This window comes from Micromonospora noduli (genome assembly GCF_003264475.1).
GTDB lineage: Bacteria > Actinomycetota > Actinomycetes > Mycobacteriales > Micromonosporaceae > Micromonospora > Micromonospora noduli.
This window is the reverse complement of the sequence record NZ_PYAC01000023.1, coordinates 215187-240899: the sequence shown is the minus strand read 5'-3', so window position 1 is coordinate 240899 and position 25713 is coordinate 215187. Positions and strand designations below refer to the sequence as shown.

23 protein-coding genes are annotated in these 25713 nt (G+C 72.9%); 14 read left to right on the top strand and 9 right to left on the bottom strand.

The genetic code is table 11. The features are described from left to right. Positions 1-208: 208 nt before the first annotated feature. The 3 genes from MED15_RS23200 to MED15_RS23190 all read left to right on the top strand — a co-directional run bounded on the left by MED15_RS23200 (position 209) and on the right by MED15_RS23190 (position 4547). Entirely contained in the window at positions 209-811 is a 603-nt protein-coding gene (locus MED15_RS23200; protein ID WP_091400759.1) for a TetR/AcrR family transcriptional regulator, read from the top strand. An 82-nt stretch (positions 812-893) separates the two neighbouring features. Further along, positions 894-1475, top strand: coding sequence for a TIGR03086 family metal-binding protein (locus tag MED15_RS23195; RefSeq protein ID WP_112585040.1), 582 nt, complete (start codon positions 894-896; stop codon positions 1473-1475). Positions 1476-1616: 141 nt separating this feature from the next. Further along, entirely contained in the window at positions 1617-4547 is a 2931-nt protein-coding gene (locus tag MED15_RS23190; RefSeq protein WP_208646713.1) for a M36 family metallopeptidase, read from the top strand. Positions 4548-4590: 43 nt separating this feature from the next. Here MED15_RS23190 and MED15_RS23185 read toward each other — a convergent pair whose 3' ends face one another. Next, positions 4591-5484 (bottom strand): hypothetical protein, encoded by an 894-nt coding sequence (locus tag MED15_RS23185; protein ID WP_258398324.1) that lies wholly within the window; start codon positions 5482-5484, stop codon positions 4591-4593. A 150-nt stretch (positions 5485-5634) separates the two neighbouring features. Here MED15_RS23185 and MED15_RS23180 point away from each other — a divergent pair, with 150 nt between their 5' ends. From MED15_RS23180 to MED15_RS23160, 5 genes are all read left to right on the top strand, one after another. Beyond that, positions 5635-6303 (top strand): class I SAM-dependent methyltransferase, encoded by a 669-nt coding sequence (locus MED15_RS23180; RefSeq protein WP_091400752.1) that lies wholly within the window; start codon positions 5635-5637, stop codon positions 6301-6303. A 9-nt stretch (positions 6304-6312) separates the two neighbouring features. Further along, a complete protein-coding gene (locus MED15_RS23175) occupies positions 6313-7503 on the top strand; it encodes a cytochrome P450 (RefSeq protein WP_112585037.1) in 1191 nt (396 codons plus the stop codon). Between the two features lie 24 nt (positions 7504-7527). Further along, positions 7528-8376, top strand: coding sequence for a polysaccharide deacetylase family protein (locus MED15_RS23170; protein WP_244220547.1), 849 nt, complete (start codon positions 7528-7530; stop codon positions 8374-8376). An 89-nt stretch (positions 8377-8465) separates the two neighbouring features. Then, entirely contained in the window at positions 8466-9398 is a 933-nt protein-coding gene (locus MED15_RS23165; protein WP_091400745.1) for an ABC transporter ATP-binding protein, read from the top strand. After that, positions 9395-10183, top strand: a complete 789-nt coding sequence (locus tag MED15_RS23160) for an ABC transporter permease subunit (RefSeq protein WP_112585031.1) — start codon at positions 9395-9397, stop codon at positions 10181-10183. Before MED15_RS23165 ends, MED15_RS23160 begins: the two co-directional genes overlap by 4 nt. Before the next feature lie 35 nt (positions 10184-10218). Here the strand turns inward: MED15_RS23160 and MED15_RS23155 are convergent, their stop codons facing one another. The 4 genes from MED15_RS23155 to MED15_RS23140 all read right to left on the bottom strand — a co-directional run bounded on the left by MED15_RS23155 (position 10219) and on the right by MED15_RS23140 (position 14498). Beyond that, positions 10219-10896: a response regulator transcription factor gene (locus tag MED15_RS23155; RefSeq protein ID WP_112585029.1), complete on the bottom strand. Its 678-nt coding sequence runs from the start codon at positions 10894-10896 to the stop codon at positions 10219-10221. Continuing rightward, positions 10896-12467 carry a sensor histidine kinase gene (locus MED15_RS23150; protein WP_244220546.1) on the bottom strand — a complete coding sequence of 524 codons (1572 nt, stop codon included), beginning with the start codon at positions 12465-12467 and terminating at the stop codon, positions 10896-10898. Before MED15_RS23150 ends, MED15_RS23155 begins: the two co-directional genes overlap by 1 nt. A gap of 54 nt (positions 12468-12521) precedes the next feature. Then, complete coding sequence (gene bioD, locus MED15_RS23145; protein ID WP_112585576.1) at positions 12522-13226, bottom strand: dethiobiotin synthase; 705 nt, start codon at positions 13224-13226, stop codon at positions 12522-12524. 135 nt (positions 13227-13361) lie between these two features. After that, positions 13362-14498 (bottom strand): 8-amino-7-oxononanoate synthase, encoded by a 1137-nt coding sequence (locus MED15_RS23140; protein WP_112603891.1) that lies wholly within the window; start codon positions 14496-14498, stop codon positions 13362-13364. A gap of 205 nt (positions 14499-14703) precedes the next feature. Here MED15_RS23140 and bioB point away from each other — a divergent pair, with 205 nt between their 5' ends. The 3 genes from bioB to MED15_RS23125 are packed head-to-tail and all read left to right on the top strand — an operon-like array spanning position 14704 to position 16407. Further along, positions 14704-15699, top strand: coding sequence for a biotin synthase BioB (bioB, locus tag MED15_RS23135; RefSeq protein ID WP_112585025.1), 996 nt, complete (start codon positions 14704-14706; stop codon positions 15697-15699). A 5-nt stretch (positions 15700-15704) separates the two neighbouring features. Beyond that, on the top strand, positions 15705-15896 hold the full coding sequence (gene bsaP, locus MED15_RS23130) for a biotin synthase auxiliary protein BsaP (RefSeq protein WP_112733071.1): 192 nt from the start codon (positions 15705-15707) through the stop codon (positions 15894-15896). Between the two features lie 4 nt (positions 15897-15900). Continuing rightward, positions 15901-16407, top strand: a complete 507-nt coding sequence (locus tag MED15_RS23125) for a GNAT family N-acetyltransferase (protein WP_112733067.1) — start codon at positions 15901-15903, stop codon at positions 16405-16407. Between the two features lies 1 nt (position 16408). Here the strand turns inward: MED15_RS23125 and MED15_RS23120 are convergent, their stop codons facing one another. Both MED15_RS23120 and MED15_RS23115 read right to left on the bottom strand, forming a co-directional pair. Beyond that, positions 16409-16939, bottom strand: coding sequence for a DUF488 domain-containing protein (locus MED15_RS23120; protein WP_208646712.1), 531 nt, complete (start codon positions 16937-16939; stop codon positions 16409-16411). A gap of 131 nt (positions 16940-17070) precedes the next feature. Next, the gene (locus tag MED15_RS23115) at positions 17071-19974 is read right to left on the bottom strand and encodes a glycoside hydrolase family 9 protein (RefSeq protein ID WP_112736915.1); all 2904 of its coding nucleotides are present in this window, start codon (positions 19972-19974) and stop codon (positions 17071-17073) included. A gap of 353 nt (positions 19975-20327) precedes the next feature. Here MED15_RS23115 and MED15_RS23110 point away from each other — a divergent pair, with 353 nt between their 5' ends. From MED15_RS23110 to MED15_RS23100, 3 genes are all read left to right on the top strand, one after another. Then, on the top strand, positions 20328-21122 hold the full coding sequence (locus MED15_RS23110; RefSeq protein ID WP_112603821.1) for an LPXTG cell wall anchor domain-containing protein: 795 nt from the start codon (positions 20328-20330) through the stop codon (positions 21120-21122). A 311-nt stretch (positions 21123-21433) separates the two neighbouring features. Next, positions 21434-22999, top strand: coding sequence for an aldehyde dehydrogenase family protein (locus tag MED15_RS23105; RefSeq protein ID WP_112585015.1), 1566 nt, complete (start codon positions 21434-21436; stop codon positions 22997-22999). A gap of 76 nt (positions 23000-23075) precedes the next feature. Continuing rightward, the gene (locus MED15_RS23100) at positions 23076-23474 is read left to right on the top strand and encodes a VOC family protein (protein WP_112736913.1); all 399 of its coding nucleotides are present in this window, start codon (positions 23076-23078) and stop codon (positions 23472-23474) included. A 7-nt stretch (positions 23475-23481) separates the two neighbouring features. On the opposite strand, the gene MED15_RS23095 is transcribed toward MED15_RS23100, so the two are convergent. Then, positions 23482-24546, bottom strand: a complete 1065-nt coding sequence (locus tag MED15_RS23095) for a GNAT family N-acetyltransferase (protein ID WP_112603818.1) — start codon at positions 24544-24546, stop codon at positions 23482-23484. A gap of 117 nt (positions 24547-24663) precedes the next feature. Beyond that, complete coding sequence (locus MED15_RS23090) at positions 24664-25713, bottom strand: hypothetical protein (protein WP_112699415.1); 1050 nt, start codon at positions 25711-25713, stop codon at positions 24664-24666.

Here is a 25713-nt window from a genome sequence, read left to right as displayed (position 1 = left end):
ATTCCTCGGCAATGATCGTCATCATCGCGTCGCATGCCCGACCATTGACGTCTGCGGAACTCGACACCGGGCAGCGGACCTCGACGAACACTCCCTGTGGAACGACCGACGACACCCGAAAGAAGTGTCCGGCTTCCGACTGTCACCGCGTGGATCGGCGCGCGGTGGTAACTGTTCGTGTTCAGTCGGATGGGCTACGGTAACGGTCGTGACGAGACGTGCGGCCGAGATCCGCCTGGATGCCCTGCTGCGCACCGCCTGCGACGTGATCGTGGAGCGCGGTCTGGCCAACACCCGGACGGCGGACGTGGCGAATGCCGCGGGCGTGAGTCAGGCGTTGGTTTTCTACCACTTTGCCACCAAGGAGCGGCTACTCGCGCAGGCCTTCGCGTACGCGGTCGAGCAGGATCTGGCCCGGCTCGACGCGGTGACCCGCTCGTCGGCCGCACCGCTGACCAAGCTCCGCCGGATCCTCAAGCTCTACACCCCGGCCGGGCGGGCGACCTCCTGGTCGATGTGGATCGACGGCTGGTCCGAGTCGCTGCGTACCCCCGAGTTGGAGAAGGTCTCCCGGCGACTCGACCTGCGCTGGCGGCAGGACCTGGCCGCCGTGATCACCGCCGGGGTGGCCGACGGCACCTTCCAGTGCGCCGACCCCGACGGGGCCGCCTGGCGGATCAGCGCGGTGATGGACGGCCTCGCCGTCCAACTCGCCGTGCACGACCGGGTGATCTCCCGCCGCCAGTTCGGCGAGTGGGTCCGGCTGGTCACCTCGCGAGAGCTCGGCCTGGACCCGGCCGACCTGGACTGAGCTGAGCAGCCAGCACCGATCCCCCACACCAGGCCGGGCAAAACGGGCTCAGTCCGCCCCGTCGACCGGAACAATCGGCAGCATGGATCTCCTGGAGGCGTACCGCCGGAGCCTGGCCGAATTCATCGACCGGGTGGATCAGATCGAGCCCGGCCAGTGGTCCGACCCGACACCCTGCTCGGACTGGGACGTCCGCACGCTCGTCAACCACGTGGTGACCGAGGACCGGTGGAGCGTTCCGCTGCTCGCCGGCCGGACCATCGAGGAGGTCGGCGACCGGCTCGACGGTGACCAACTCGGCCCCGACCCGATCGCGACGGCTCGGGAGGCCGCCGCGCAGGCCGAGGTCGCCGCCACCCACCCCGGCACTATCGATCGCACAGTGCACCTCTCCAGCGGCGACACCCCGGCCATGGAGTACCTCCAGCAACTCCTCGCCGAGCACCTCGTGCACGGCTGGGACGTGGCGGTGGCGATCGGCGCGCAGCCACGGCTCGACCCGGACGCGGTGCACGCCGCCGCCCAGTGGTTCGCCGGCCAGATCGACGCCTACCGGCGCAACAACCTGGTCCACACCGGCGTACAGGTGCCCGACGACGCCGACGAGCAGGACCACCTGCTGGCCGCGTTCGGCCGCGACCCCGACTGGGCGCCGAGCGCCTGACCAAATCTCGATCTGTTCGTGCGACAGCGGCTCGGGACCTTGCCGCGACCTCGGGAGACTGATATCCACAGATGCGCATGCGTCACAGCGCATCTGTGGTCGGCGACTCGCCGGCCATCCCCGCTCCCACGAGGAGGTCCCGTGCCACAACCGGAGTGGTCACCCCCGATGAGCCGGCGTCGACGCCGGCTCATCGCCATCCTGGCGACGACGGCCACTGTCGCCGCGCTGCTCCCCACCGGCGTGAGCACCGCGGCCCCCACCGGCGGCGCGGCGTCCGCCGAGCGCCGGTCCGGGCCGTTCGCCGAGGGACACGCGCCCGCCGACGCCGACAACCGCACCGGTACGGCGGCACCCGACGCCCGCCAACGCGGCCTGGCCCGCGCCGTCGACCCCGACGTCCGGTGGAACCGGCTCGGCACCCCGCAGGCGCTCGGCCCCGGCCGCACCCCGCTGGCCACCGGGCTGCCCGCCGACCCGGAGGCCGCCGCCCGCGCCTACCTGGCCGCCAACAACGACCTGTTCGGCATGGACGCCGCAACGGTGGCCAGCATGGAACGGGTGCTGGTCCGACCGATCGGCAGCGGCACCGTGGTCACCCTCCGGCAACGCTTCGGTGACCTGCCCGCCGGGCCGGACGGCCTCGTCACCCTCGCGGTCGCCGACGGCGCGGTGCTCTCGGTCAGCTCCTCGCTGGCCCGCAACACCGGCACGCCGGCGCCGGCCACCCGAACCCCCGAGCAGGCGTACGCCGCCGCGCTCGCCGACGCCAAGCTGACCGCCGACGCGGTGGCCAGCCACACCATCCGGTCGGTGGCCGTGCCCACCCCGCTGGACGGGCCGCGGGCCGCCTACGAGGTGACCATGATCGGCGCGGACACCGAGCACCCGGCCGCGTTCACCAGCTACGTGGACGGCAGCACCGGGCAGGTGCTGGTCCGCGAGGACCTCGTCGACTTCGACTCCGACAACCCGAGCTGGGCGGTCTTCCCGGCCACCCCGCCCCGCGACCTCGGCCCCGGGCAGGATCCCCGGGTGCGCTGGTGCGGTGACCCGGCCCCCGGCTGCCAGGCCGCCTTCCGCGACCCGGCCACCGGCCAACCGTGGGACGTCGACGCGGCCACCGGCACGCCGACCTTCACCTCGCGCGGCAACTCGGCGAACACCGTGTTGTCCTGGGGTGCGAACACTCCGGTCGTGCCGGCCCCCACCAGCCCGGAACGCCGCTACGAGTACCCCTTCACCGACCAGTGGCACCAGGCCCGTTGCAACCCGGGGGTGTTCACCTCCGCACAGCGCAACGACGCCGACGCGTCGATCGCCAACCTCTTCGCCATGCACAACCGGATGCACGACTGGTCGTACCAGCTGGGCTTCACCGAGTCGGCGTGGAACCTCCAGGCGGTCAACCTCACCCCGTCCGGCCTGGGCGGTGACGCCGAGCAGGGCCGCGCCCAGCAGGGCGCGCTGAGCGGCAACCGGAACAACGCCAACCAGGGCACCCCGCGCGACGGGCTGCCGCCGACCACCAACATGTATCTCTGGCAGCCACAGGCCGGCGGGCCGTACCCGCCGTGCGTGGACGGCGACTACGACATGACGGTGATCGGTCACGAGTACACCCACGCGATCACCAACCGGATGATCGCCGGGCCGGACAGCGGGATCAGCGGCCACCAGGGCGGGTCGATGGGTGAGTCCTGGGGTGACCTGCTCGCCGCCGAGTACCTCTTCCAGCACGGGCTGCGCGCGCCTGGCGAGACGCCCTTCATCACCGGCGGCTACGTCACGGGCAACCTGGTCAGCGGCATCCGCAACTACGACCTGAGCCGCAGCCCGCTCAACTACTCCGACATCGGCTACAACACCGCCGGCCCGGCCGTGCACGCCGACGGGGAGATCTGGGGCGCCACCAACTTCCGGGTCCGCTCCGCCCTGGTGAAGCGGTACGGCCTCGGCACCCCGCAACGGCAGCTCGACTGCGCGCTGGGCAAGGTCGCGGCAGATCAGTGCCCGGGCAACCGGCGCTGGTCACAGCTGGTCTTCGACTCGTTCCTGCTCCAGGCCGCCAGCCAGGTCAGCATGCTCGACATGCGCGACAACATGCTCACCGCCGACCTGCTCCGCTTCGGCGGCGCGAACCAGGACCTGATCTGGGCCGAGTTCGCGCGCTCCGGGATGGGCCGGGACGCCGCCACCAACGGTGCCGGCGACACCGACCCGACGCCGAGTTTCGCCTCACCGCGCGGTGGCAACGCGACACTCACCCTGCGCCCGCGCGGGGACAGCGCCGAAGCGCCGATCCGGGTGTACGTGGGGGCGTACGAGGCGCGGGCCGTGCCGGTGGCCGACACCGACCCGGCGACGCCGATCCCGGACACCGTGGAGATGGTGGCCGGCACGTACGACCTGCTCGCCGTGGCCCCCGGGTTCGGGCACCAGCGGCTCAGCGTGGTCGCCAAGGCCGGTCAGGACGGGTACATCGACCTGCGGATGAGCCGCAACCTCGCCTCCACCGCGTCCGGCGCCACAGTCACCGGCGACGGGGTCAACCTGGACCGGGTCGTCGACGACACCGAGGCGACGAACTGGGCCTCCCTGGACGGGGTCGCCGGCCGGCAGCTCACCGTGGCGCTGCCGGGCGACGCCCCGCAGACGGTCAAGCGGGTGAACGTCAGCGCGATGCTGCGCCCGGCGATCACCGGTGACGCCGACACCGGCGCCCAGAACGCGCTCACCGCCCTGCGCTCGTTCGCGGTGTCCGCCTGCAACGCGACGACCACCGACTGCGCGGATCCGACGCGTTGGCAGCGCATCTACACCAGCGCGGGGGACGCGTTCCCCGGCGGGGCGTACCGGGCGTACAGCCGCGACATCAACCTCCGGACGTTCGCGGTACCCACCACCCTCGCCACCCACCTGCGCCTCGAGGTGCTGGCGAGCCAGTGCACCGGCGGCCCGCACTACGCGGGCGAGCAGGACGACGACCCGGCCACGACGACGGACTGCGCGACCGCCAGCCCGGCCCGCAGCCAGGTCAGGATCGCCGAGTTCCAGGCGTTCTCGAAGTGACACAGTGGGGCCGGCGGACATCCGCCGGCCCCACTGCCCTCGATCAGCGGTGCGCCCGGCGCCAGGGGTCGGCGACCTCCGGGCGCTCCCATCGCCGGTCCACCGGGGGGCCCTCGCCCCCGTCGGCTTCCCCGGCCGCGGCCCGGGTCAGGTGCCGCAGCCTCAGCAGCAGCCCCACCCCGAGGAAGAGCAGCAACCCGCCGAGCAGGAAGGCGACCTGCACCACGCCGAACGCGCCGGACTGCGAGACCGGGCGGTTGGCCGCCGGTGGCACGGCCTCGGCCGGGTACTCCGCGACCGGCTCCTCCGTCGCCGTACTCTCGTCCTCGGCCGGCGCGCTCGCGGATTCGGTGGGCTCCGGCGGGGTCGCCGTCGGCTTCGGCGTACTGGTCGGAGCGCCGCCCACCCCGACCACCGAGCGGGTGGCGGTCTGCCGGGCCAGCAGGCGCAGGTTGGCGTCGTACGCCTCGGCCGCGAGGGTGACCCGCCCCTGGGTGACGTCCTCGGCGAAGGCCACCCGGTAGCGGGCCGTGACCGTGCGGCCCGGGCAGAGCGTGCCCGGGTCGAGCTGCCGGTCGGTCAGCCGGGCCACGTCACCTTCGGTACGGATCTCCAGCGGAAAGTCGCCGGTCTCCTCCACCCGGTCCATCTTCACCTGGTCGAGCCGGAGGCCGCCCTGCACGCTGAGCACCATCGACCAGCGCACCTTCGCGCACCTGGCGCGCCGATCCGTCTGCGAGACCACAGCGGAGATCGTCCGCACCTGATCACCGGCCGTGAACCGTCCCGGCAGGCCGCTCATCTCGGTGGTGAAGGCCGCCTGTGCCGGGGCGGCCACCGCCAGCTCCACCCCGCTCAGACAGGCCAGCACCACCCCTGCCCTCAGCGCATACCGCCACACCGTCACCACCGCCGTCCTCCGTTCGGTTGCCTCCACCCCGCAACGCTAGAAGCGGGGCACCGCGCCGACCAGACGGGTGTGTTCGCACCGGACGGCAAGGACGGGGTGGGTTTTCACCGACCGTGGTGAACCGGTCACCACTCCCCCGCGACACGCCGGGAGCCGGGCCGCTGGGAGAATCAGCCCGTGTCCGAGCTCTCCAGCACGTTCGTCCGGCTGCACGCGCGGCTGGCCCCGGTCCCCTTCGTTCCCGAGGTGCGGCTGCACCAGGCGGACGAGCCGATCGGCCTGTGGGAGCTGACCGAGGGCGAGTTCTCCAGCGACCGGCCGCCGCCGTTCTGGGCGTTCGCCTGGGCCGGCGGGCAGGCCCTCGCCCGCCACGTCACCGACCACCCGGAGCTGGTCGCCGGCCGGCGGGTGCTCGACCTCGCCTCCGGCTCCGGTCTGGTGGCCATCGCCGCCGCCCGCGCCGGCGCGGCGTCCGTGCGGGCCGTCGAGGTGGACGAGCTGGCGGTGGCGGCGGTCGCCCTCAACGCCGAGGCCAACGGGGTACGCGTCGACGCCGAGTTCGGCGACATCCTCGACGGCGATGCCGGGGACGCCGAGGTGGTGCTCGCCGGAGACGTCTTCTACAGCGAGGCGATGGCCCGCCGGGTGCTGCGGTTCCTGCTGCGCGCCGCCCGGGCCGGCGCGCCGGCGCTGGTCGGTGACCCCGGCCGGGCGTTCCTGCCCCGGGACCGCTTCGACGAGGTGGCCGGGTACGACGTGCCGGTGCCGGAGGCGCTGGAGAGTGTGCGGGTGAAGCGCACCACCGTCTGGCGGCTGCGGGCCGGGCTGCCGGGGGCCTCCGGCTAGCGTGTCCGGGTGCTGTTCCGCAGCTGGGCGCAGGTGGCCGACCCCGCATGGCCGGACGTGGCCCGGGTGCCGGACCACGTCGGCGGCACCCACCTGGTCGTGACCCGGCACGCGTTGGTCCGCCAGGTCCTCGCCGACCCGGTCACCTACCGGCCGGACAACGCGCTGGACGCGGTGACACCGATGCCGGTGACCGCGCTGCGGGTGCTCGCCGGGCACCGGTTCCGGCTGCCGCCGACCCTGGCGAACAACTCGGGCGTCAGCCATCCGCAGATCCGGGCGATCGTCGCGGAGGCGTTGCACCCCGCCCGGGTGGCCGCGCAGCGGCAGTGGCTCACCGCGCTGGTCCGGGACCGGGTCGCTCGGATCGGCGCCGCGCTCGACGCCGGCGAACCGGTCGACCTGTACGCGGACCTCGCCGCCGACCTGCCGCTGCTGGTGCTGGCCCGGCTGGTCGAGTTGCCGGACGCCCCGGTCGGCGCGGTCAAGGAGTTCGCCCGCGCCGCGCTGGAGTTGTTCTGGGCACCACTGGACGCCGACCGGCAGGTGGCGCTCGCCGCCGAGGTGGGTCGGTTCCACCGGGTCCTGCGTGACTTCGCGGCCGTCGGTGGCGGTTTGGCCGCCGAACTGCGCGCGGCCGGGCACCCGCCGGACGTGGTGGTCGGCGCGCTCTTCTTCCTGTTGGTCGCCGGGCAGGAGACCACCTCGCAGTTCCTCACCCTGCTACTGCACCGGCTGGCCAACGAGCCCGTGGTCCGGGCCGGCCTGCGCACCGGCGAGGTCGCGGTGGCCGACGTGGTGGAGGAGGGGTTGCGGCTGGAACCACCGATCGTCACCTGGCGGCGGGTGGCGACAACGGAGAGCACGCTGGGCGGCACGCAGGTGCCGGCGGGCAGCAGCCTCGTGCTGTGGCTGGGCCGCGCCGGTCGGGACCCGGCGGTCGTGGAGTCGCCCGACGAGTTCCGTCCGGGCCAGCGTGGATCACGCCGACACCTGGCGTTCGGGGCGGGCGCGCACCGCTGCGTCGGGGACGTGCTGGCCCGGATGGAGGCGGCCGTCGTGGTGGCCGAGGCCGCACCGCTGCTGGACGGGGTGACAGTGCTCCGTCCGCCCTGGTGCCCGGACAATCTCACCTTCCGGATGCCGGACGCGTTCGTGGTCCGCCGCTCCCCCAAGGTCACCGGGCTGACCGGATCCTGACATCCGCTCGGTATGTTTCCGGGCGTGTCAGCCATCACCACCCGTCGGATCCCTGCCGTCGTAACGCTTCTGGCCCTGCTGGCGTTGACTGCCTGCACAGTCGGTTCCAGCCACCCGGCGCATGCTCGGCAGATCACCGCGGCCCAGCCGACTCCGTCCGCACCGGCGCCGCCCCCCTCGGCCTCACCGTCCCCGACCGCGAAACCCGCGTTCAAGAGCCTGGCCTGGTACGTGTCCCAGGTGCCGACGTTTCCCGAGGCGCCGCAGCCGCAACCGGTGGCGCTGCCCACGACCGGTTCGGCGGCGTTCTGGCACCGCCTGCCGACCGACCAGAGGGTCGCCTTCATCACCATCGACGACGGTGGGCTGGCCCGCCCGCCGGGAGTGATCGACTTCATCTGGGAGGCGCGCATCCCGGTGACGATGTTCCTCAACTCGCCGGCGGCGGCGGAGCACACCGACTACTTCCGGCAGATCGAGGCGGTGGGCGGGGTAGTGGAGAACCACACCATCACGCACAACTCGCTGGCCGGCCGGTCGTACGACTACCAGAAGCAGGAGATCTGCGGTGCCGCCGACACGTTGGAGGAGCTGTTCGGCAAGCGGCCCACCCTGTTCCGGCCACCGTTCGGTGAGCATGACAGCACCACGCTGAAGGCCGCGCATGACTGCGGCGCGAAGGCGGTCTTCCACTGGACCGAGACCGTCCACGAGGGAAAGGTGCGCTACCAGACCCCGGAGAAGGTGGTCCAACCCGGCGACGTGCTGCTGATGCACTTCCGACCGGCGCTGATGGACGACCTGCTCGCGGCGTTGAAGGCGATCCACCGGGCGGGGCTCACCCCGGCGCTGCTGGAGCAGTACGTACGGTGATCAGCCCGCCACCGGCCTGACGAAAGTCAGGGGTGGGTGGTGCCGTTCGGGCGCGGCGGCATGGCAGGCCGCTCGCCTAGCGTCAGCGCATGATCACATTACGTGGGTTGACGAAACGGTTCGGGTCGACCGTCGCTGTCGACGCGTTGACAGTCGACATCGCGCCCGGCCGGGTCACCGGCTTCCTCGGCCCGAACGGCGCCGGCAAGTCCACCACCATGCGGATGATCCTCGGGCTGGACCGTCCCACCGCCGGGCAGGCCCTGGTGGGCGGGCGCGCGTACCGGGAGTTGCGCCGGCCGCTGCACGAGGTGGGCGCGCTGCTCGACGCCCGGGCCATCCACCCGGCCCGGTCCGGCCGGGCGCACCTGCGGGCCATGGCGCACAGCAACGGCATCCCGACCCGCCGGGTCGACGAGGTGTTGGACACCGTCGGGCTGGACGGACGGGCCGCCGCTAAGCCGGGACGGACGCTCTCGCTCGGCATGGGCCAACGACTCGGCATCGCCGGCGCGCTGCTCGGCGACCCGCCGGTGCTGATGTTCGACGAGCCGGTGAACGGACTCGACCCGGACGGGGTGCGCTGGGTGCGGCAGCTGATGCGCTCGCTGGCCGACGAGGGACGGACGATCTTCGTCTCCAGCCACCTGATGAGCGAGATGCAGCTCACCGCCGACCAGCTCGTGGTGATCGGCCGAGGGCGACTGCTCGCCGACGAGCCGATCGGCGAGGTGATCGCGCGCAGCACTGTCGCGGTCCGGGTCCGCAGCCCGCACCCGGACGGGCTGGCCGCGCTCGCCGCGCGCCTCACGGCCGCCGGGGCGAGCGTCGAGGCGGCCGACCGGAACGAGCTGACCGTCACCGGCGCCACCGCCGACCAGGTCGGCGACCTGGCTCACGAACTGGGGGTACGACTGCACGAGCTGAGCGCGCACGCCGCGTCGCTGGAGCAGGCGTTCATGGAGCTGACCGCCGACAGCGTCGAGTACGCCGGTGGCCCGACCGGAGGTGGCGCGCGATGAGCACCAACACCAGCACCAGCACCAGCACCCGTCACGGCGCCGTGGCCGCCGAGTGGACCAAGCTCTCCTCGGTGCGGAGCACCTGGTGGACGGCGCTGGCCGGGCTGCTGGTGATGGCCGCCAGCGCCGGCCAGCTGGCCATCTACGCGGCGAACGACAACACCAACGACGACCCGACCGACGACCGGGGGATCGTCACCGTCGGCAGCGTGCTCATCGACTCGGTAGAGCTGACCCAGTACGTGGTGCTGGCGCTGGGCCTGCTCGCGATCACCGCCGAGTTCACCAGTGGCACCATCCGCACGACGTTGCAGTGCACCCCGTCCCGTGGTCGCGTACTGCTGGCCAAGGCCGCGGTCGCCGGGGCGGTCACCTTCGCGCTCGGGCTGCTGCTCGGCGGCGTCGGCGCCCTGGTCGCCCGACCGGTGCTCGGCGAGTGGGGCAGCGCCCCGGCCGCCGACACGGTCGGCGACATCGTGGCGGTGGCGACCTACCTGGCGCTGATCGGTGTGCTCGCCCTGGGCCTCGGTGCCGCGTTGCGCAGTGCGGTGCTCACGCTCACCGTCCTCCTCGCCACCCTGATGATCGTGCCGCTGTCGCTTCAGGAGCCGGACATCGACGTGCTGAACCGGATCGCCGACGTGTTCCCCGGCGTGGCCGGCGGGCACTTCCTGGCCGGCGACACCGAGCCGTACCCGCCCCTGGTCGGGCTGCTCCTGCTCGCCGGGTGGGCCGGCGCCGCGCTGCTCTTGGGCCGGGCCGCACTGCGCCGCCGCGACGCGTGACGATGTCGGCTGAGCGAGGGCTCCCCGGCCCCCGCTCAGCCGTCGACCAACCCCGCCTCGTACGCCAGGATCGCCGCCTGCACCCGGTTGCGTACGTCCAGCCGGGTGAAGATGCTGGTCAGGTAGCTCTTCACGGTGCCCTCCACGAGGTGCAGCCGGCGGGCGATCTCGGCGTTGGAGAGGCCCGCCCCGACCAGGGCAAGCACCTCCCGTTCCCGCTCGGTCAGCCCGGCCGCCCGCTCCCGGGCCGCGGGTCGACGGGCCAGCCGGTCGGCCCCCAGCTCGATCACCCGGCGGGCCACCCTCGGCGACAGGTACGCCCCACCGTCGGCGACGGCGTGCACACCAGCGATCAGCTCACGCGGGTCGCCGGCCTTGAGCAGGAATCCGCTGGCACCGTGCCCGAGCGCCCGGGCCACGTGGTCGTCCTCGCCGAAGGTGGTCAGCATGATCGTCGCGGTGTCCGGCACGACCCGGCGGATCTCGGCGGCGGCGGCCAACCCGTCCAGCCGCGGCATCCGGATGTCCAGCAGCGCGACCCGGGGTCGGTGGGCACGGACCAGCTCCACCGCCGCGTGCCCGTCGCCGGCCTCGGCGACCACCTCGATGCCGGGATCGCTGGCGAGGATGGCCCGGACACCGGCCCGGATCATCGCCTCGTCGTCGGCCAGCACCACCCGGATCGGCGGTGCCCCCGTCGTGTCGGTGTCCACTACGCGATCCACTCCTTGCTGACCAGCCGGCCGTCGGTGAAGCAGAGCCGCCAGGTCGGCGCGGCGAGGGGAAAGTTGCCGTCGGTGTAGTACTCGCAGCCGACCCGGTCGACAGGTGTCGGGCGTTCCAACTGCCGCCGGGGCAGCCCGACCAGCTCCGACCGGGCCGCGCCGACGCGCATCTGGTCGAAGGTGGCCCGGTCCAGCACCGTCCCGGCGGTCGCCACCGGGTAGTAGACGAAGGAGAGCACCAGGGCGAAACCGACCGGGGCGACGAGCGCCACCAGCAGGCTGCGCCGAACGCGCCGCCGGGCGTCGTGCAGCCGCCGCTCGGCGTCCACCGGCCGCTCCGCCGGACCCTGTCGCTCGTCGGACCAGGACGTCGGCCCGACCTCGGCCGCCGACCCGATCGGCTCGGGCGGCGCCGCGGTGGCCGGCAACACCGCCCGTACCGCGAACCCGCCGTCGGCCCGGTGGCCGGCGTCGAGCGTCCCGCCGGCGAGGCGGACCCGCTCGGCGAGGGCGAGCAGCCCACTGCCCTGCGACGGCGGGGCGGGCAGCGGCCCGGCCGGCGGAGCGTCGTTGACGACTGTCACCTCGACCCGGTCACCGTCGCGGGTGAGGCGCACGTCGACCGGGGCGCCCGGCGCGTACCGGGCCGCGTTGGTCAGCGCCTCCCGGACGATCCGGTGCGCCGCGTGCCCGGTCATCGCCGGTAGGTCCGCGACCACCGGGGCGGTGTCCAGCCGTACCGCCATGCCGGCCTCCCGGGCGCCGTCGACCAGGTCGGCCACGGTCTCCCCGCTCGGACGCAGCGACGCGCCAGCCTCCTCGCGGAGCACCCCGATGATCTCGTGCAGTCGCTCGGTGGCGGCGGAGACGCTGGCCCGCAACTCCCCCGCCGCGGCCCGGTGCCGGTCGTCCAGGTCCGCGGCGACCTCCAGGGCGGCGGCGCGCAACGCGATCAGGCTGAGGTCGTGACCGAGCGAGTCGTGCATCTCCCCGGCGATCCGGGCCCGCTCACGCAGCCGGATCCGCTCGGCGGCACCTCGCTGCTCGCGGGTCAGCGCGTCGACGTGCCGGCGACCGGCGTCGGTCAACTCCTGCTGCTGGCGGCGGTACCGGCCGACCAACCAGGGGAACACGGCGGCGAAGAGCAGCACCGAGGCGAGCAGGAACCAGGTGGCCGCGCCGGCGCCGAGCAGCCCCAGGTTGAGCGCCGTGCCACCGGCCGTGATCAGCACGAAGACCATGATCGCTGGACCCACTGTGGCGCTGCGCCGCCCGGCGAGATAACTGAAGACCGGAATGGCGAACACGAAGTTGCCATCGACCAACGACCCGAGCACCGCCAGCACCAGGGCGACCAACGGCTGACGTCGACTCGCCATCACCGCCACACTCAGCACCAGCAGCTTGCCGACCAGCAGCGGCAACGTGTACCGCGTATAGGGCGGGCTGGCCTCGGCGTAGCCGACCGGGGCGACCACCACCGCCCAGAGCAGCACGTCCAGCAGCAGGCGACGCCGCCGGTGCAGCCAAGCCGGCGGCGGGAAGTCGAGGATCCGCACGGCGGTCAGGCTACCCACGCCCGACCTGCGCGGACACCGACGAAAGTCAGGTGTTCAGCCGCTCTCCTCGGCCCAGACCCGCCAGTCGTCCAGCACGCCGTGCAGGGCCGGGGTGAGCCAACCCGGCGCGGACCGCCGGAACACGCCCGGGTCCATCGCGCCCGCGCCGTCGGGCAGAGCGCCGAGCAGGTTCGGCACCAGGTCGGTGAGGTTCGTCCAGTGCACCAGCTCCGGCCGGGCCGGCCAGGCGCCGATCACCACACCGGCCGGCACCGCCCTACGGTCCAGCGCCTCCAGGGTCAGCGCGGTGTGGTTGAGCGTGCCCAACCCGGCGCGGGCGACCACCACCGCGGGCGCACCGAGCGACACCGCCAGGTCGGCCATCGTCCACGGCTCCCCCGACGGCCGCAGCCCCATCGGAACCAGCAACCCACCCGCGCCCTCGATCAGCACGAGGTCGTGCTTGTCGGCCTCCGCACGGACGGCGTCCACCGCCGCGTACAACTCCAGCGGAGGCAGGTCCGCGACCCGCGCGGCGGCCAACGGGGCGAGCGGATCCGGGTAGCTGGCCAGGGTCCGGCCGGTCAGCGGCGCAGCCAGCCTGTTCACCGCGTCCACGTCGCCGGGCTCACCGCCGGCCGTACCGGTCTGACCCGGTTTGATCACCGCCACCCGCAGCCCGGCGGCCTGCGCGGCGGCCGCGATCGCCGCGGTCACCACCGTCTTGCCGACCTCGGTGTCCGTCCCGGTGACCAGCACCGACCCCGCCCACCCGGTCACGACGCCCCCTCGGTTCGCGACTGCGGGGCTCGCAAACCCGGCTCACTCCTCGCGCTCACGACGCCCCCTCGGTTCGCGACTGCGCGGCTCGCAAACCCGGCTCGCTCCTCGCGCTCACGGCGCGGTGTCCACGATGACGTCCAGCGCCCGCTCGAACGCCGCCCGGGGCACCCCCGCGCTCACTGTGAGGCGCAGGCGGGAGCGGCTGTCCGGGGTGGATGGTGGCCGGAAACAGCCCACCGCGACGCCCCGGTCCCGGCAGTCCGCGGCCCAGGCGGTCGCCGCCTCCGGCCCCGGGGCGGTCACCGAGATCACCGCCGCGTCCGGGGCGGAGACGGTCAGCCCGGCCGCCCGCAGTCGACCGACCGCCAGTCCCACCCGGTCGGAGAGTTCGGCGCGCAGGTCGTCGCCGGCCTGGGCGAGCCGCAGCGCGGCGTGCACACCCGCGGCAACCGCCGGCGGCAGTGCCGTGTCGAAGATGAACGTGCGCCCGGTCTCGACCAGATGCCTGACGAACTCGGCCGGGCCGGCGACAACGCCGCCCGCGCCACCGAGCGCCTTGGACAGGGTGGCGGTCACCACCACGTCCGGCTCGCCGGCCAGCCCGGTGGCCGCCACCGCGCCCGCGCCGGCCGGGCCGGTCAGGCCCAGCGCGTGGGCGTCGTCGACCAGCAGCAGCGCGCCGTGACGGCGGGCCACTGCGTGCAGCCGAGCCAGCGGGGCGAGATCACCATCGACCGAGAAGACCGACTCGGTCACCACCACCGCCGGGCGGCCGGGAGCGGCCGCGAGCGCGGCGGCTACCGCGTCGACGTCGGCGTGCGGGGTGACCACCGTCTCCGCGCCGGAGATGCGGCAGCCGTCGATCAGCGACGCGTGGTTGTGCGCGTCGGAGACGAGCAGCGTCCGAGGTTGGACGAGCGCCCGCAGCGCGCCGAGGTTGGCCAGGTAACCGGAGGAGAAGACCAGGGCACCATCGGTGCCCAGCCAGCGGGCCAGGTCCTCCTCCAGCGCCCGGTGCGCGTCGGTGGAGCCCCGGACCAGACGCGACCCGGTCGCCCCCAGCCCGTACGCCGACAGGGCCGCCGTGGCCGCCGCGATGACGTCCGGGTGGGCGGCCAGGCCGAGGTAGTCGTTGCCGGCCAGATCGGTCATCTGATCGTCGGCCGGACGCGGATGCAGTCGCCTGGTGAGCCCGGCCTTCGCCCGCAGCTCCGCGCGGCGGTCGAGCGCCGCCAGCCAGTCCGCCACCGTCACCCTCCCCCGCTGTGCGTGCCGGTCAGCCCGACACCCGCCGGGCGAAATTACCACCCGCCGCCACCGGCCCGACGATTCCACTCGGTGTACGGCGCCGACGGGCGGCCAGGTCATCCCGGCTGATCGGGCGGTCCTGAGGCCTGTTTCAAAGCACCTGGCCGGCCTGGAGCCTTGGCGCAGGCCTAGTAGGGTACGAGCCATGCCAGAGATCCTCGACCAGGCCCGGACCCAGGTCCTGGGTGACGGTGTCGGCCTCGATCAGGCCGGCGTCCTCGCCGTGCTGAACCTGCCCGACGAGCACCTGCCCGCCGCCCTCCAGCTCGCTCACGACGTGCGGATGCGCTGGTGCGGCCCGGAGGTCGAGGTCGAGGGAATCGTCTCGCTCAAGACCGGCGGCTGCCCGGAAGACTGCCACTTCTGCTCGCAGTCGGGCCTGTTCACCTCGCCGGTGCGTTCGGTCTGGCTGGACATCCCGTCGCTGGTCGAGGCGGCGAAGCAGACCGCCGCTACCGGGGCCACCGAGTTCTGCATCGTCGCAGCGGTCCGCGGTCCGGACGCCCGGCTGATGAAGCAGATGCGCGAGGGCGTCGCCGCCATCAAGGCGGAGGTCGACATCCAGGTCGCCGCGTCGCTGGGCATGCTCAGCAAGGAGCAGGTCGACGACCTGGTCGACATGGGCGTGCACCGTTACAACCACAATCTGGAGACCTGCCGGTCGTACTTCCCCAACGTGGTCACCACGCACTCGTGGGAGGAGCGCTGGGAGACGCTGCGGATGGTGCGCGACTCCGGCATGGAGGTGTGCTGCGGTGGCATCCTCGGCCTCGGTGAGACCGTCGAGCAGCGGGCCGAGTTCGCCGCGCAGCTCGCCGAGCTGAACCCGCACGAGGTGCCGCTCAACTTCCTCAACCCGCGCCCCGGCACCCCGCTGGGTGACCGCCCGGTGGTGGAGGGCAAGGACGCACTGCGGGCCATCGCCGCGTTCCGGCTGGCCATGCCGCGCACCATCCTGCGGTACGCCGGTGGTCGCGAGATCACCCTCGGCGACCTCGGCACCCGTGATGGTCTGCTCGGCGGCATCAACGCGGTGATCGTCGGCAACTATCTGACCACTCTGGGTCGACCGGCGACGGCCGACCTGGAGCTGCTGGACGAGTTGAAGATGCCGGTCAAGGCGCTTTCCGCCACGCTGTGACGACCATGACGACGACGGAGCTGTGGTGCGACCGGTGCGGTGAGTCGGCGACGGCCACCGCGCACCCGGCCTGCGTGTCGGCCCGCCAGTTGGAGCCGCCCCGGTTCTGCCCCCACTGCCGTCGCCGGATGAAGGTGCAGGTGCTGCCGGTGGGCTGGTCGGCGGTCTGCGTCGAGCACGGCGAGATCCGGGGCTGAGCCGGTGCTGCGAGGGCGGGCGGTGACACTACGACCGGCGACGGTCGCGGACGTGCCGGCCCTCGCCGCGATCCGGGCCGACCCGGAGGTACGCCGGTGGTGGCGGGGCGGCGACGACCTGGCCGACTCCGTACACGCCGACCTCGCCGACGACGACCTGCACGTGTACGCGATCGAGCACGACGGTCAGGTGATCGGCGCGATCCAGTGGTACGCCGAGGCGGACCCGGACTACCGGCACGCCAGCCTGGACGTCTTCCTCGACCCGGCGGAGCGCGGCGCCGGCCTCGGCGGTGACGCCATCCGCACCCTGGCCCGACACCTGATCGACCAGTACGGCCACCACCGCTTCACCATCGACCCGGCCGCGGCGAACAGCGCCGCCATCCGGGCGTACGCGAAGGTCGGTTTTCGCCCGGTGGGGGTGCTGCGCCGCTACGAGCGCGGCGCGGACGGCCGCTGGCACGACGGCCTCTTGATGGACCTGCTCGCCGACGACCTGGTGGAGTGACTCAGGCGTCGTCCCACAGCAGGTGGCCGTCGGGCAGTCGGCGGGCGCCCTCGGCCGGCGGGTGCGGGCTGAGACGGCCGTCCGGCATCAGATGCGCCACGGGGACTTCCTTGCCCAGCGTCGCGACGTCGGCGATCAACCGCCGGTGGCAGCGCCACCACACGCTCTCGCTGCACATGATCGCGGTGGTTCGACGATCCGCCTCGGCGAGCACCTCGGCGAGCGCGTCGTCGAACTCGGCCGTCCTCGTGTGGGCGGCGTACGCCCGGAACGCCGCGACCGTCCACCAGGTGTCCGGCTCCGGCTCCCCGGCCGGGACGTGTCGTCGTCCACCGAGCCGCGGCTCCCAGCGGTAGTCGATGCCGCACTCGGGCAGCCACTGTTCGAGTTCCTCGCGGCGGACGTCCGGGTTGGTGCGGCTGGCCGGGTATCGCCGCACGTCCACCACCTGGGCGATCCCGGCCCCGGTCAGCAACTCTCCCAGCCGGCCCCGATCGGCCGCGCCGTGTCCGACGGTCAGCAACTCTCGCACCACCGTGGCTTGCCCGGAATCCCGCTGATCTATCCCACCCGGGTCCGCCCGGGAGGGCCGGGCGCCGCAGATCTTGGACAGTTACCGTTCGCGCGGAACGGTAACTGTCCAAGATCTCGTCGCGGTGCCGGTCAGGCGATGGTGCAGGCGGTGTTGTTGACGGTGATGGCGGTCGGTTTCGGGTTGGCGCCGCTGTACGTGCCGTTGAAGCCGAAGCCCACCGACGCGCCCGCCGCGATCGTGCCGTTGTAGGACAGGTTCGTGGCGGTGACCGCCGCGCCGCTCTGGCTGATCGCCGCCGACCAGCCCTGACTGACGCTCTGCCCGCCGGGGAAGCTGAACCGCAGGGTCCAGCCGTTGATCGCGGTGGTGCCGGTGTTGGTGATCGACACGTTGGCGGTGAAGCCGCCGCCCCAGTCGGTGGTGGCGTACCCCACAGTGCAGGTGCCGCCGACCGGCGGGGCCGCGGTGGTCACCGCGACCGGCGTGGACGCCGCGGAGGTGTTGCCCGCAGCGTCCACGGCCACCACGTAGAACTGGTACGCCGTCGAGGCGGTCAACCCGGACACCGCCTGGGTGGTGCCGGTCGGCGAGCCGACCAGCACGTCGGTGGCGCCGGCCTCGCGGTAGACCCGGTAACCGGTGACGCCCACGTTGTCGGTCGACGGGGTCCAGGCCAGTGTGAGCCCGGTGGGGGTGACGGCCGAGGCGACCGGCGTGCCGGGGGTGCTCGGCGCTGTGGTGTCGGCGGTGCCGGCCGGTGGCGTGGTCACGCTGAGCTTCGGCGAGGCGGCCGACTCGTTGCCCGCGCCGTCGCGCGCCACGATGGTGTACTCGAACGTCCGCTCCGGCAGCAGCGTGGTGATGGTGATCGAGTTCTCGGTGACCCGTCGGGTCGCCACCACGTCGTTACCGACCATGAACTCGCGGACGTCGTACCCGGCGAGGCCGCTGCCGCCGCTGTCGGTGGACGGCGCCCAGGTCAGGGTCACCGTGCGGGGGCCGAGGTTGGACGCCACGGGAGTACCCGGGACGGTCGGCTTGGTGGTGTCCGGTACCACCGGGCCCGGCTCCTCACCCCAGACGCGGGTGGCGCCGGAGTAGAGCGGCACCTTCCGGTTGGGCCCGGCGGTGGCCTGGTACGACGGGTCGTTTGTCGGGTCCCAGGTGCCGCCCTCCGGCACACCGATCTTGAACTGGACCTCCATCCGGTGCTGCGACTGACCCGCCGGGGCGATGGTGTGCCCGGCGCAGTCCACCTCGACGTACCAGATGTCGCCGCTGAACTGCTTGGCAGTGGTCGGGGACGGGCAGCCCTGGGTGTAGCCGGCGGTGACCTGCACGGGGCCGGTGCCGTCGGTCCGGAAGTAGTAGCGGAACCGGCCGTCGGTCAGCGCGCGGGCCGGGAACGCGGACTTGTTGTAGACCATCACCTTGAGACCGGTGGCCCGAGGTTCGGCCTGCGTCACGGTGGTCTCCACTGTCAACTCGTCGATGTCCGGCGTCTCGGCGACCGGGAAGTTCGCCAGCGGCGTGCCGCCGTACTCGGAGGTCAGCCGGACCAGCGCGGACGTGAAGCCGGCGTTGTAGTCGGTGGCCACCTCGTTCATCACGTAGTCCGAGCGGCTGTCGCTGTACGCGTCGTTGGCCGAGGACGGGCCGCCGACCAGCGCGCCGTAGAGGGTGTGCCGGGTCTCGACAGGCACGGTCTGGCTGTCCCACCAGGAGCCGTGTGCGGTGCGGTGGTGCGGGTTCTTCGGTGCGTTGGCACCGAACCCGATGACGTAGCTGGAGTTACGGGGGTTGTCGCCGAGCGCGTAGTTGATCTGCCGGACGGCGAAGTCGTGGTAGCGGGCCTTGCGGGTGGTGTCGGTGGTCTTGTCGCTGTAGACCAGCGCGGCGAAGGAGGTGTTCGCGGCGTAGCGCAGCGCGCCCCAGGAGTCGAGCACCGCCATCCCGCCCGGCGAGTACGGCACCCGCTGCCCGTTCACCCCGACGGTCCAGTAGTCCAGCCACCGGTTGGCGTCGTCGACGTACTTCTGCTTGCCGGTCAGGTTGGCCAGCAGCACGTACGCGCCGAACTGCTTGTTGTCCCAGGCGATGGTCCACTTGTAGGAGCGGGTGGTGGACTGGTTCTCGGTGCCGAGCTTGTCGTACTCACTCTCGGCCTTGGTCAGGTAGCTGGCCTCGCCGGTGGCCCGGTGCAGCCAGATCGCGGCCCAGACCAGCTCGTCCTGCCAGCCGCTCCACGAGCGGTAGAAGCTCGTGGCGTCGGTGATGCACTCGTGGTACGCCTTCCGCACCGTGTCGGCGAAGGTGTAGAGCTGCCGGGCGTGGCCGAGCAGCTTGTCCGCGTAGGCGGCGTCGGTGGGCCGGAACACCATCGAGGAGGCGGCCATCGCGGCCGCCGTCTCCCCCGCCAGGTCCGCGCCGCCACAGCTGGCATCGATCTTGTACGCGGGCCGCGCCATCGGCATCACCTCGGCCGGGCCCCACCACTTGTGGTCGTCGTCGCCCTTGCCGACCTGTCCGTAGAGGACGTTGGCCGACGGGTGCGCCTTGATGAAGTAGTCGTTGACGAAGCGCAGGTTGTTGAGCAGGTGCGGCAGTTGCCCGGAGGAGGTGTAGCCGCTGCGGTACTCGACAGCTCCCCAGGCGAGCATGGTGGCGCTGAACGCCATCGGGAAACCGAACTTGACGTGGTCGCCGGCGTCGTACCAGCCGCCGGTGAGGTCCACCCCCGCGCTCGCGCCGTCGGTGAGCGCGCTGTCTCCGCGCCAGGAGACCCGGTTCCAGTCGGGCAGCCGACCGGACTGCTGCGCCTCGTAGAAGAGCAGCGACTTCTGCAACGCCTCGGCGTAGTTGTAGGTCGCCGCCGGCGCGGCGGAGGCGGGCCCGGACGGTGGCGCGGTCACCGCGAGGGACGCGCCGGTGAGCAGCGCGACGCCGAGGGCCAGCAGCCGCCGCGGCCAGGGCTGGTCGGCGGCCGGCGACCGGCCGGGCTGGCCGCTGAACGGCCGGGTCAGGTGGCGCATGGCGGACTCCTGTCGGAGGCGCCGCCGGCGGTCGCACCGACGCGGGACGGCGTACGGGCGGCACGGCCACCGGCGACAGCGGGGTGGCGGTGTGACCACGGGTCATGGAAGCGCTCCCATGGATAACCGACAATGTAATGTGCACGTCGTCGATTGGGAAGCCCGCGCTGCGCCGCCAGCGCCACCGCTCTCGTGGGTGTTACGACGACACGCGCACGGCAGCACGGAAGGTCGACCCGGCAGGCACTTCCGCCCGAGACGTCGTCCCAGCTCAGGCCGGTTGGCCGATGCCGTGGGCAGACCCCACCCGTGGGACCATGGGCGGCCCCCTCGACCATTCCGGAGGAATTCTCATGCCACTGCGTCGGCGCCTGACGCGCGCGGCCGTCTGCACGGCCGCCGCCACGGCCGTTCTCGCCATCGCCTCCCCGGCCTGGGCATCGAGCATCGTCCCCCTCAACCCCGCCCACGCCGGCGCGACGGCGGGGACCTTCCAGCAGGAGTGCCAGGACCCCAAGTTCGGCACGCGCCCCACCAATCAGGACGGCTGGCACTTCGTGCTGCCCACCAAGGGAGCCGGTGACTTCCAGAGCCTGACCCTGACCTTCAAGGACAATGCGGGCGTCCCGGTTACGGTGACCGTGCCGGACCCCGCGGATCCGTACACCGACTTCCTGTCCGCCAACGGCGGCGGCGACAAGCAGGTGAAGCACGCCTACCTCTTCACCCCGACGGGATGGACGTTGACCGGCGGCAGCGCCCTGGTCAGCGGCGAGGGCGACAAGTTCAACCTCAGCCACACGTGCGCCGGCACCGGCACCACCGAGTCGCCGACCCCGACGCCGACCACGCCGACCACGGAGTCCCCGACGCCGACGCCGACCACCGGCTCGCCGGCGCCGACCACCGGCCTGCCGACGCCGACCACGCCGGCGCCGACGGGCTCGGTCTCGCCGTCGGAGTCGGCAGCACCCGGCGGATCAACCTCGACCCCGGAAAGCGGCGCGGGCGGCGGCGACAACGGTGCCAGCCTCCCGCTCACCGGCGCGGCCGTCACCAGCATGGCACTCGGCGGTGTCGCCCTGATCGGCGGCGGCACCCTGCTGATGATGCGTCGCCGGCGCGACCGGATCACCTTCACCAGCTGACGCAGGAACGCCCACGACCGGCTCCGGACATCGCTCCGGCTGCCGGTCGTCGGCGTTTCGCATGCCCCCGTGTTCCGTACTCACGGGTAACCCAGTCAACAACCTCACATTATTCATTGGCATCGATTAGTTGATTGCCATCCTCGCTGGCCACGACACCCCTCTCGGAGTTGACCATCAAGCGGCTTCGGTCGGCCGGCGGCCAGCCAGACAAACGTACTGTTGCTGACCCACTACCAAGCGCGAGACAGTACCGCTCACCAGCGGTGCCGTCGACGCCGCCGCTCCCTGGTCAACCCTGAGGAGAAGCGATGGCACTACGACTCGCCGACGACACCGCCTGGACCGACATCCTGGCCCGCGCGGTGGCCGTCACCCCGGAGGCGTTCGGCGCCGAGGTCGACGGCGTCACCACACTGCACAACCTGGTCGAGGGCGAATGGCGGGCGGTCGGCCAGCCCACACCGGTCCGCACCCCGGTGGACAACACAGTCCTCATCAACCTGCCCCGGGTCGATGCGACCACCGCGCGCGCCGCGGTCGCCCACGCCGCCGACGCGCACCGGGCCTGGGCCCAGACCCCGCTGGCCGACCGCAAGGCCCGGGTCGCCGAGGCCGTGGACTCGCTCACCGCCCACCGCGACCTGCTCGCCCTGCTGCTGGTGTGGGAGATCGGCAAGCCGTGGCGGCTGGCCTGCGCCGACGTGGACCGGGCCCTCGACGGCGTCCGCTGGTACGCGGGCGAGATCGACCGGATGCTCGCCGACGGCCGCGAACCGCTGCCCGGCCCGGTCAGCAACATCGCGTCGTGGAACTACCCGATGAGCGTGCTGGTGCACGCCGAACTGGTGCAGCTCCTGGCCGGTAACGCGGTTATCGCCAAGACCCCGTCCCAGGGCGGCGCGGTGTGCCTGACCGTCGCGCACGCGCTGATGCGCCGGGCCGGGCTGCCCGCCACGCTCGTCTCCGGCAGCGGCGGGGAGCTGTCCGAGGTGCTGGTCCGGGCACCCGAGATCGGCGCGGTGGCGTTCGTCGGCGGCCGGTCCAACGGCGGCAAGGTGGCCGCCGCGCTGCTCGACAGCGACAAGCGGCACTTCATCGAGCAGGAGGGTCTCAACGCCTGGGGCATCTGGAACTTCTCCCAGTGGGACCTGCTCGCCACGCACCTCAGGAAGGGCTTCGAGTACGGCAAGCAGCGCTGCACCGCGTACCCCCGGTTCGTTGTGCAGCGCGATCTGGTCGACGAGTTCCTCGACATGTACCTGCCGGTCGTCCGCTCGGTCCGCTTCGGTCACCCGCTCGCCGTCGGCGACGACTGGGCCGCCGGTGACCCGCTGCCCGAGCTGGACTTCGGGCCGCTGATCAGCGCCGCCAAGGCCGACGAGCTACGCCGCACTGTCGACGAGGCGGTCCGCGGCGGCGCGATCCCACTGCACCGGGGCAAGCTCACCGGCGCGCCGTTCCTACCCGGGCAGGACACCTCGGCGTACGTGGCGCCGTCGGTGCTGCTCGCCCCGCCCGGACGGTCCCGGCTGATGCACGCCGAGCCCTTCGGGCCGGTCGACACTATCGTCGTGGTGGACACCACCGACGAGCTGCTGGCCGCGATGAACGCCTCCAACGGCGCGCTGGTGGCCTCGCTGGCCTGCGACGACACCGACGAGGCCGGCAAGCTCGCCGTGGACCTGCAGGCGTTCAAGGTGGGCATCAACAAACCGCGCTCACGCGGTGACCGGGACGAACCGTTCGGCGGCCGGGGCGCCTCCTGGAAGGGGGCGTTCGTCGGCGGCGACCTGCTGGTGCAGGCCGTCACCGTCGGCGGAGACAGCCGGCTCTACGGCAACTTCCCCGACTACAACAGCTACCCCACCACCTGAGCGCCGGAACCGGAGAGGCCCCCTTGTGGACGCTCGCCGGGCACAAGGGGCCCTCGTCGGCACGTACCGTCGGGAGATGGCATTGATCGCGCAGCTCTCCCTGGGCGTGTCCGACGCCGAGCGGGCCGCAACGTTCTGGGCCGCGGCCCTCGGCTACCGTCGCCGCGAGCCCCGATTCACCGGCGACGAGTGGATCATGCTGGAGCCGCCGCCGGGGGTGTCGGGAGCGGCCCTCGCGATGGACCTCAGCGAGAGCCCCGTGCGGGAGTTCCCCCGACTCCACCTGGACCTGGACGCCGGCGACCGACCCCTCGACGAGGAACTCGACCGACTGCTCGCCCTCGGCGCGCGGATCGTCAACTGGCGGCACTATCCCACCGATCCACACCCGACCGAGCCGCCGTACGTGGTGCTCGCCGACCCGGAGGGCAACCGGTTCTGCGTCTCGGGCCGCCGCGAGCCGTCCCGACCCTGAGCAGGCCCTAGGCGAACGCGCCCTTCCGGTCCGCCCCGGCGGCGACGGCGAGCGGGACGGTGAGGGTGAGCAGCCCGCCGTCGCGCTCGACAGCAGCGGGCCGGCCCAGCCGGTGCAGCGTACGCAGCATCGGGTCGTTGGTGGCCTGCACGTGCAGCACCAGCGCCGCGTACCCGGACCGGTCGGCGTGCTGGACCACCCGGCGCAGCAACGCCGAGCCGAGCCCACGCCGCTGCCAGTCGTCCTGCACCAGCAGCGCCACCTCGGCCTCGTCGCCCTCGCCGAGCAGGTTCGCCATGGCGACCACCGACTCGGCCGTGCCGTCGGAGCCGGTGGTGCTGGCGATCAACGTCAGCCCTCGGCTCGGCTCCAGCAGTCGACGCAGGCGGGCCGGCTGCGGCAGCGCCGCCCCGCCCAGGTAACGCCGCTGCCGGCTACGCGGTGAGCACGCCTCGTGCAGCTCCACCACGCCGGACAGATCGTGGGCGCTGGCCGGCCGGACGGCCACCTCCGCGCCGTCGGGCAGCACCACTGTGACCTGTTCGGCAGCCCGGCGCGCCACGGTGGCGGCCAGCTCGACCAGGGCCTGCGCCCGCGCGTACTCCGCCGGGGTGAAGTCGGGCGCGACCCGCCGCAGAACGAACGAACCGCCCGCCGGGTCGGCCAACAGCATGTCGGCCCCGGTGATCCCCCGTTCGCCGCCGACCGACGCTGGTCGCCAGCTGACGACGTCGGCAGCGAGCAGGGTCCGCAACGCCTCACCCGTCGCGTCCGGGTCACGCACCAGCCGGTTGGCCAGCCCGAGCACCCGGGTGGGCTGGTCGGCCAGACCACGCGCCTCGCTGCGCGCCACCCAGCAGTCCCGGCCCCGACCACGCTCGACGGCGGCGATCAGCTCGGCCTCGTCCAGCGCGTCCGGCGCGTCGACCAGGAAGTCGTCCACCGCGCCCTGCTCGGTGGGCTGCACCTGCACGGTGAGGATGTTGACCCCGCGCAGCGCGAGGCTGGCCGTGAGCACCGACAGGTAACCCGGCCGGTCGTCCACCGTCGCCCGGATCCGCCACAACGTCATGGTTGGCTCCCTTCCCCGGGTGCCAGCCTCGTCCCCCGCTGTTGCCGCCCGATTGCCCGGCGGTGACGGGTTGCGCTCAGGAAGTCGACCCCGCGCGGCGGGTCACCGGATCCGCCGCTACACGAAACGGCCGCGGTAGCCGATGGGGCCCTCCCCGACCCGCTGGTAGGTGCCCAGGAATCCACCGCCGCCGAAGGCGATCGTGCCGTTGTTGCCGCGCAGGTCCCGCCAGGCCAACCTGGTGACCGGGCAGCCGCGCACCTCCACCGCGAGGAGCAGGTCACCCGAGCGGTGCCAGCCACCGGCCCAGCCCTCCTCAGTGTCGAAGCGCCACGCCTCCTTGGCGACGGTGCCGCGCTCGGTCAGCCGGCCGCGGAACTCCGTCGGCTCTCCACCCGGCTGCCGCCGCCAGCCGTATAAGGCCCGCTGTCGCTTCTCGAACGTGATCGCGTACTCGGTGCCGGACGTGTCGGCCCACGCCACCTGGTCGAGGACGGACTGCTCGCCCCGATCGACGAAGATGGTGACCTCGCCGGCGTCGCTCGCGTACCGCAGCACCGGCTTGGCGACCGCCTGCCGGACGAGGGCCAGGCCCGCCTGGTCGTGCGCGTTCATCGGGTCGACCGTGACTCGGTAGAGCCACAGCATGCTGCGGGCGTCGACACCGCTCGCGATCCGCATCGTGTTCCGGCCGGGCACCAACTCCTCGGCCGGGACCGCGAAGACCAGCCGTTGCGGAAGCCCACCACCGTTCGGGATGCGGAGCTCATCGGCCAGCGGCCGGCCGTTGAGGTGAACGGTGAGCGGGGCGTACCCGGGGCCTCCGGCCAGCATCGACACGAGCGCCACCAGGGTGACGCACGCCTCCCGCACCACGGCCGGGTCGGGCACGTCGAACTCGAACTCGACCGACCCGCCGGCGTTGATCGCCAGGTGGTCGTCCGCCGCCGAGGACCGGTGCACGCCGGTGATCTCGACGTTGCCGAGACGGGGCGGCTCGGTGCCGAAGTCCGCGTAGGTGGGTGCCATCTGGATCCCCGGCCGCCGTCCGGGCACCGGCGGGGGCGGCAGCTTGGCATCCGCCTCGTAGGCCCGCGGCGCACCGGAGGGGACGCGACCGCCGCCCTCGGGGGTCTCCGCGCGATATCCATCAGTGGAGATGTCCAT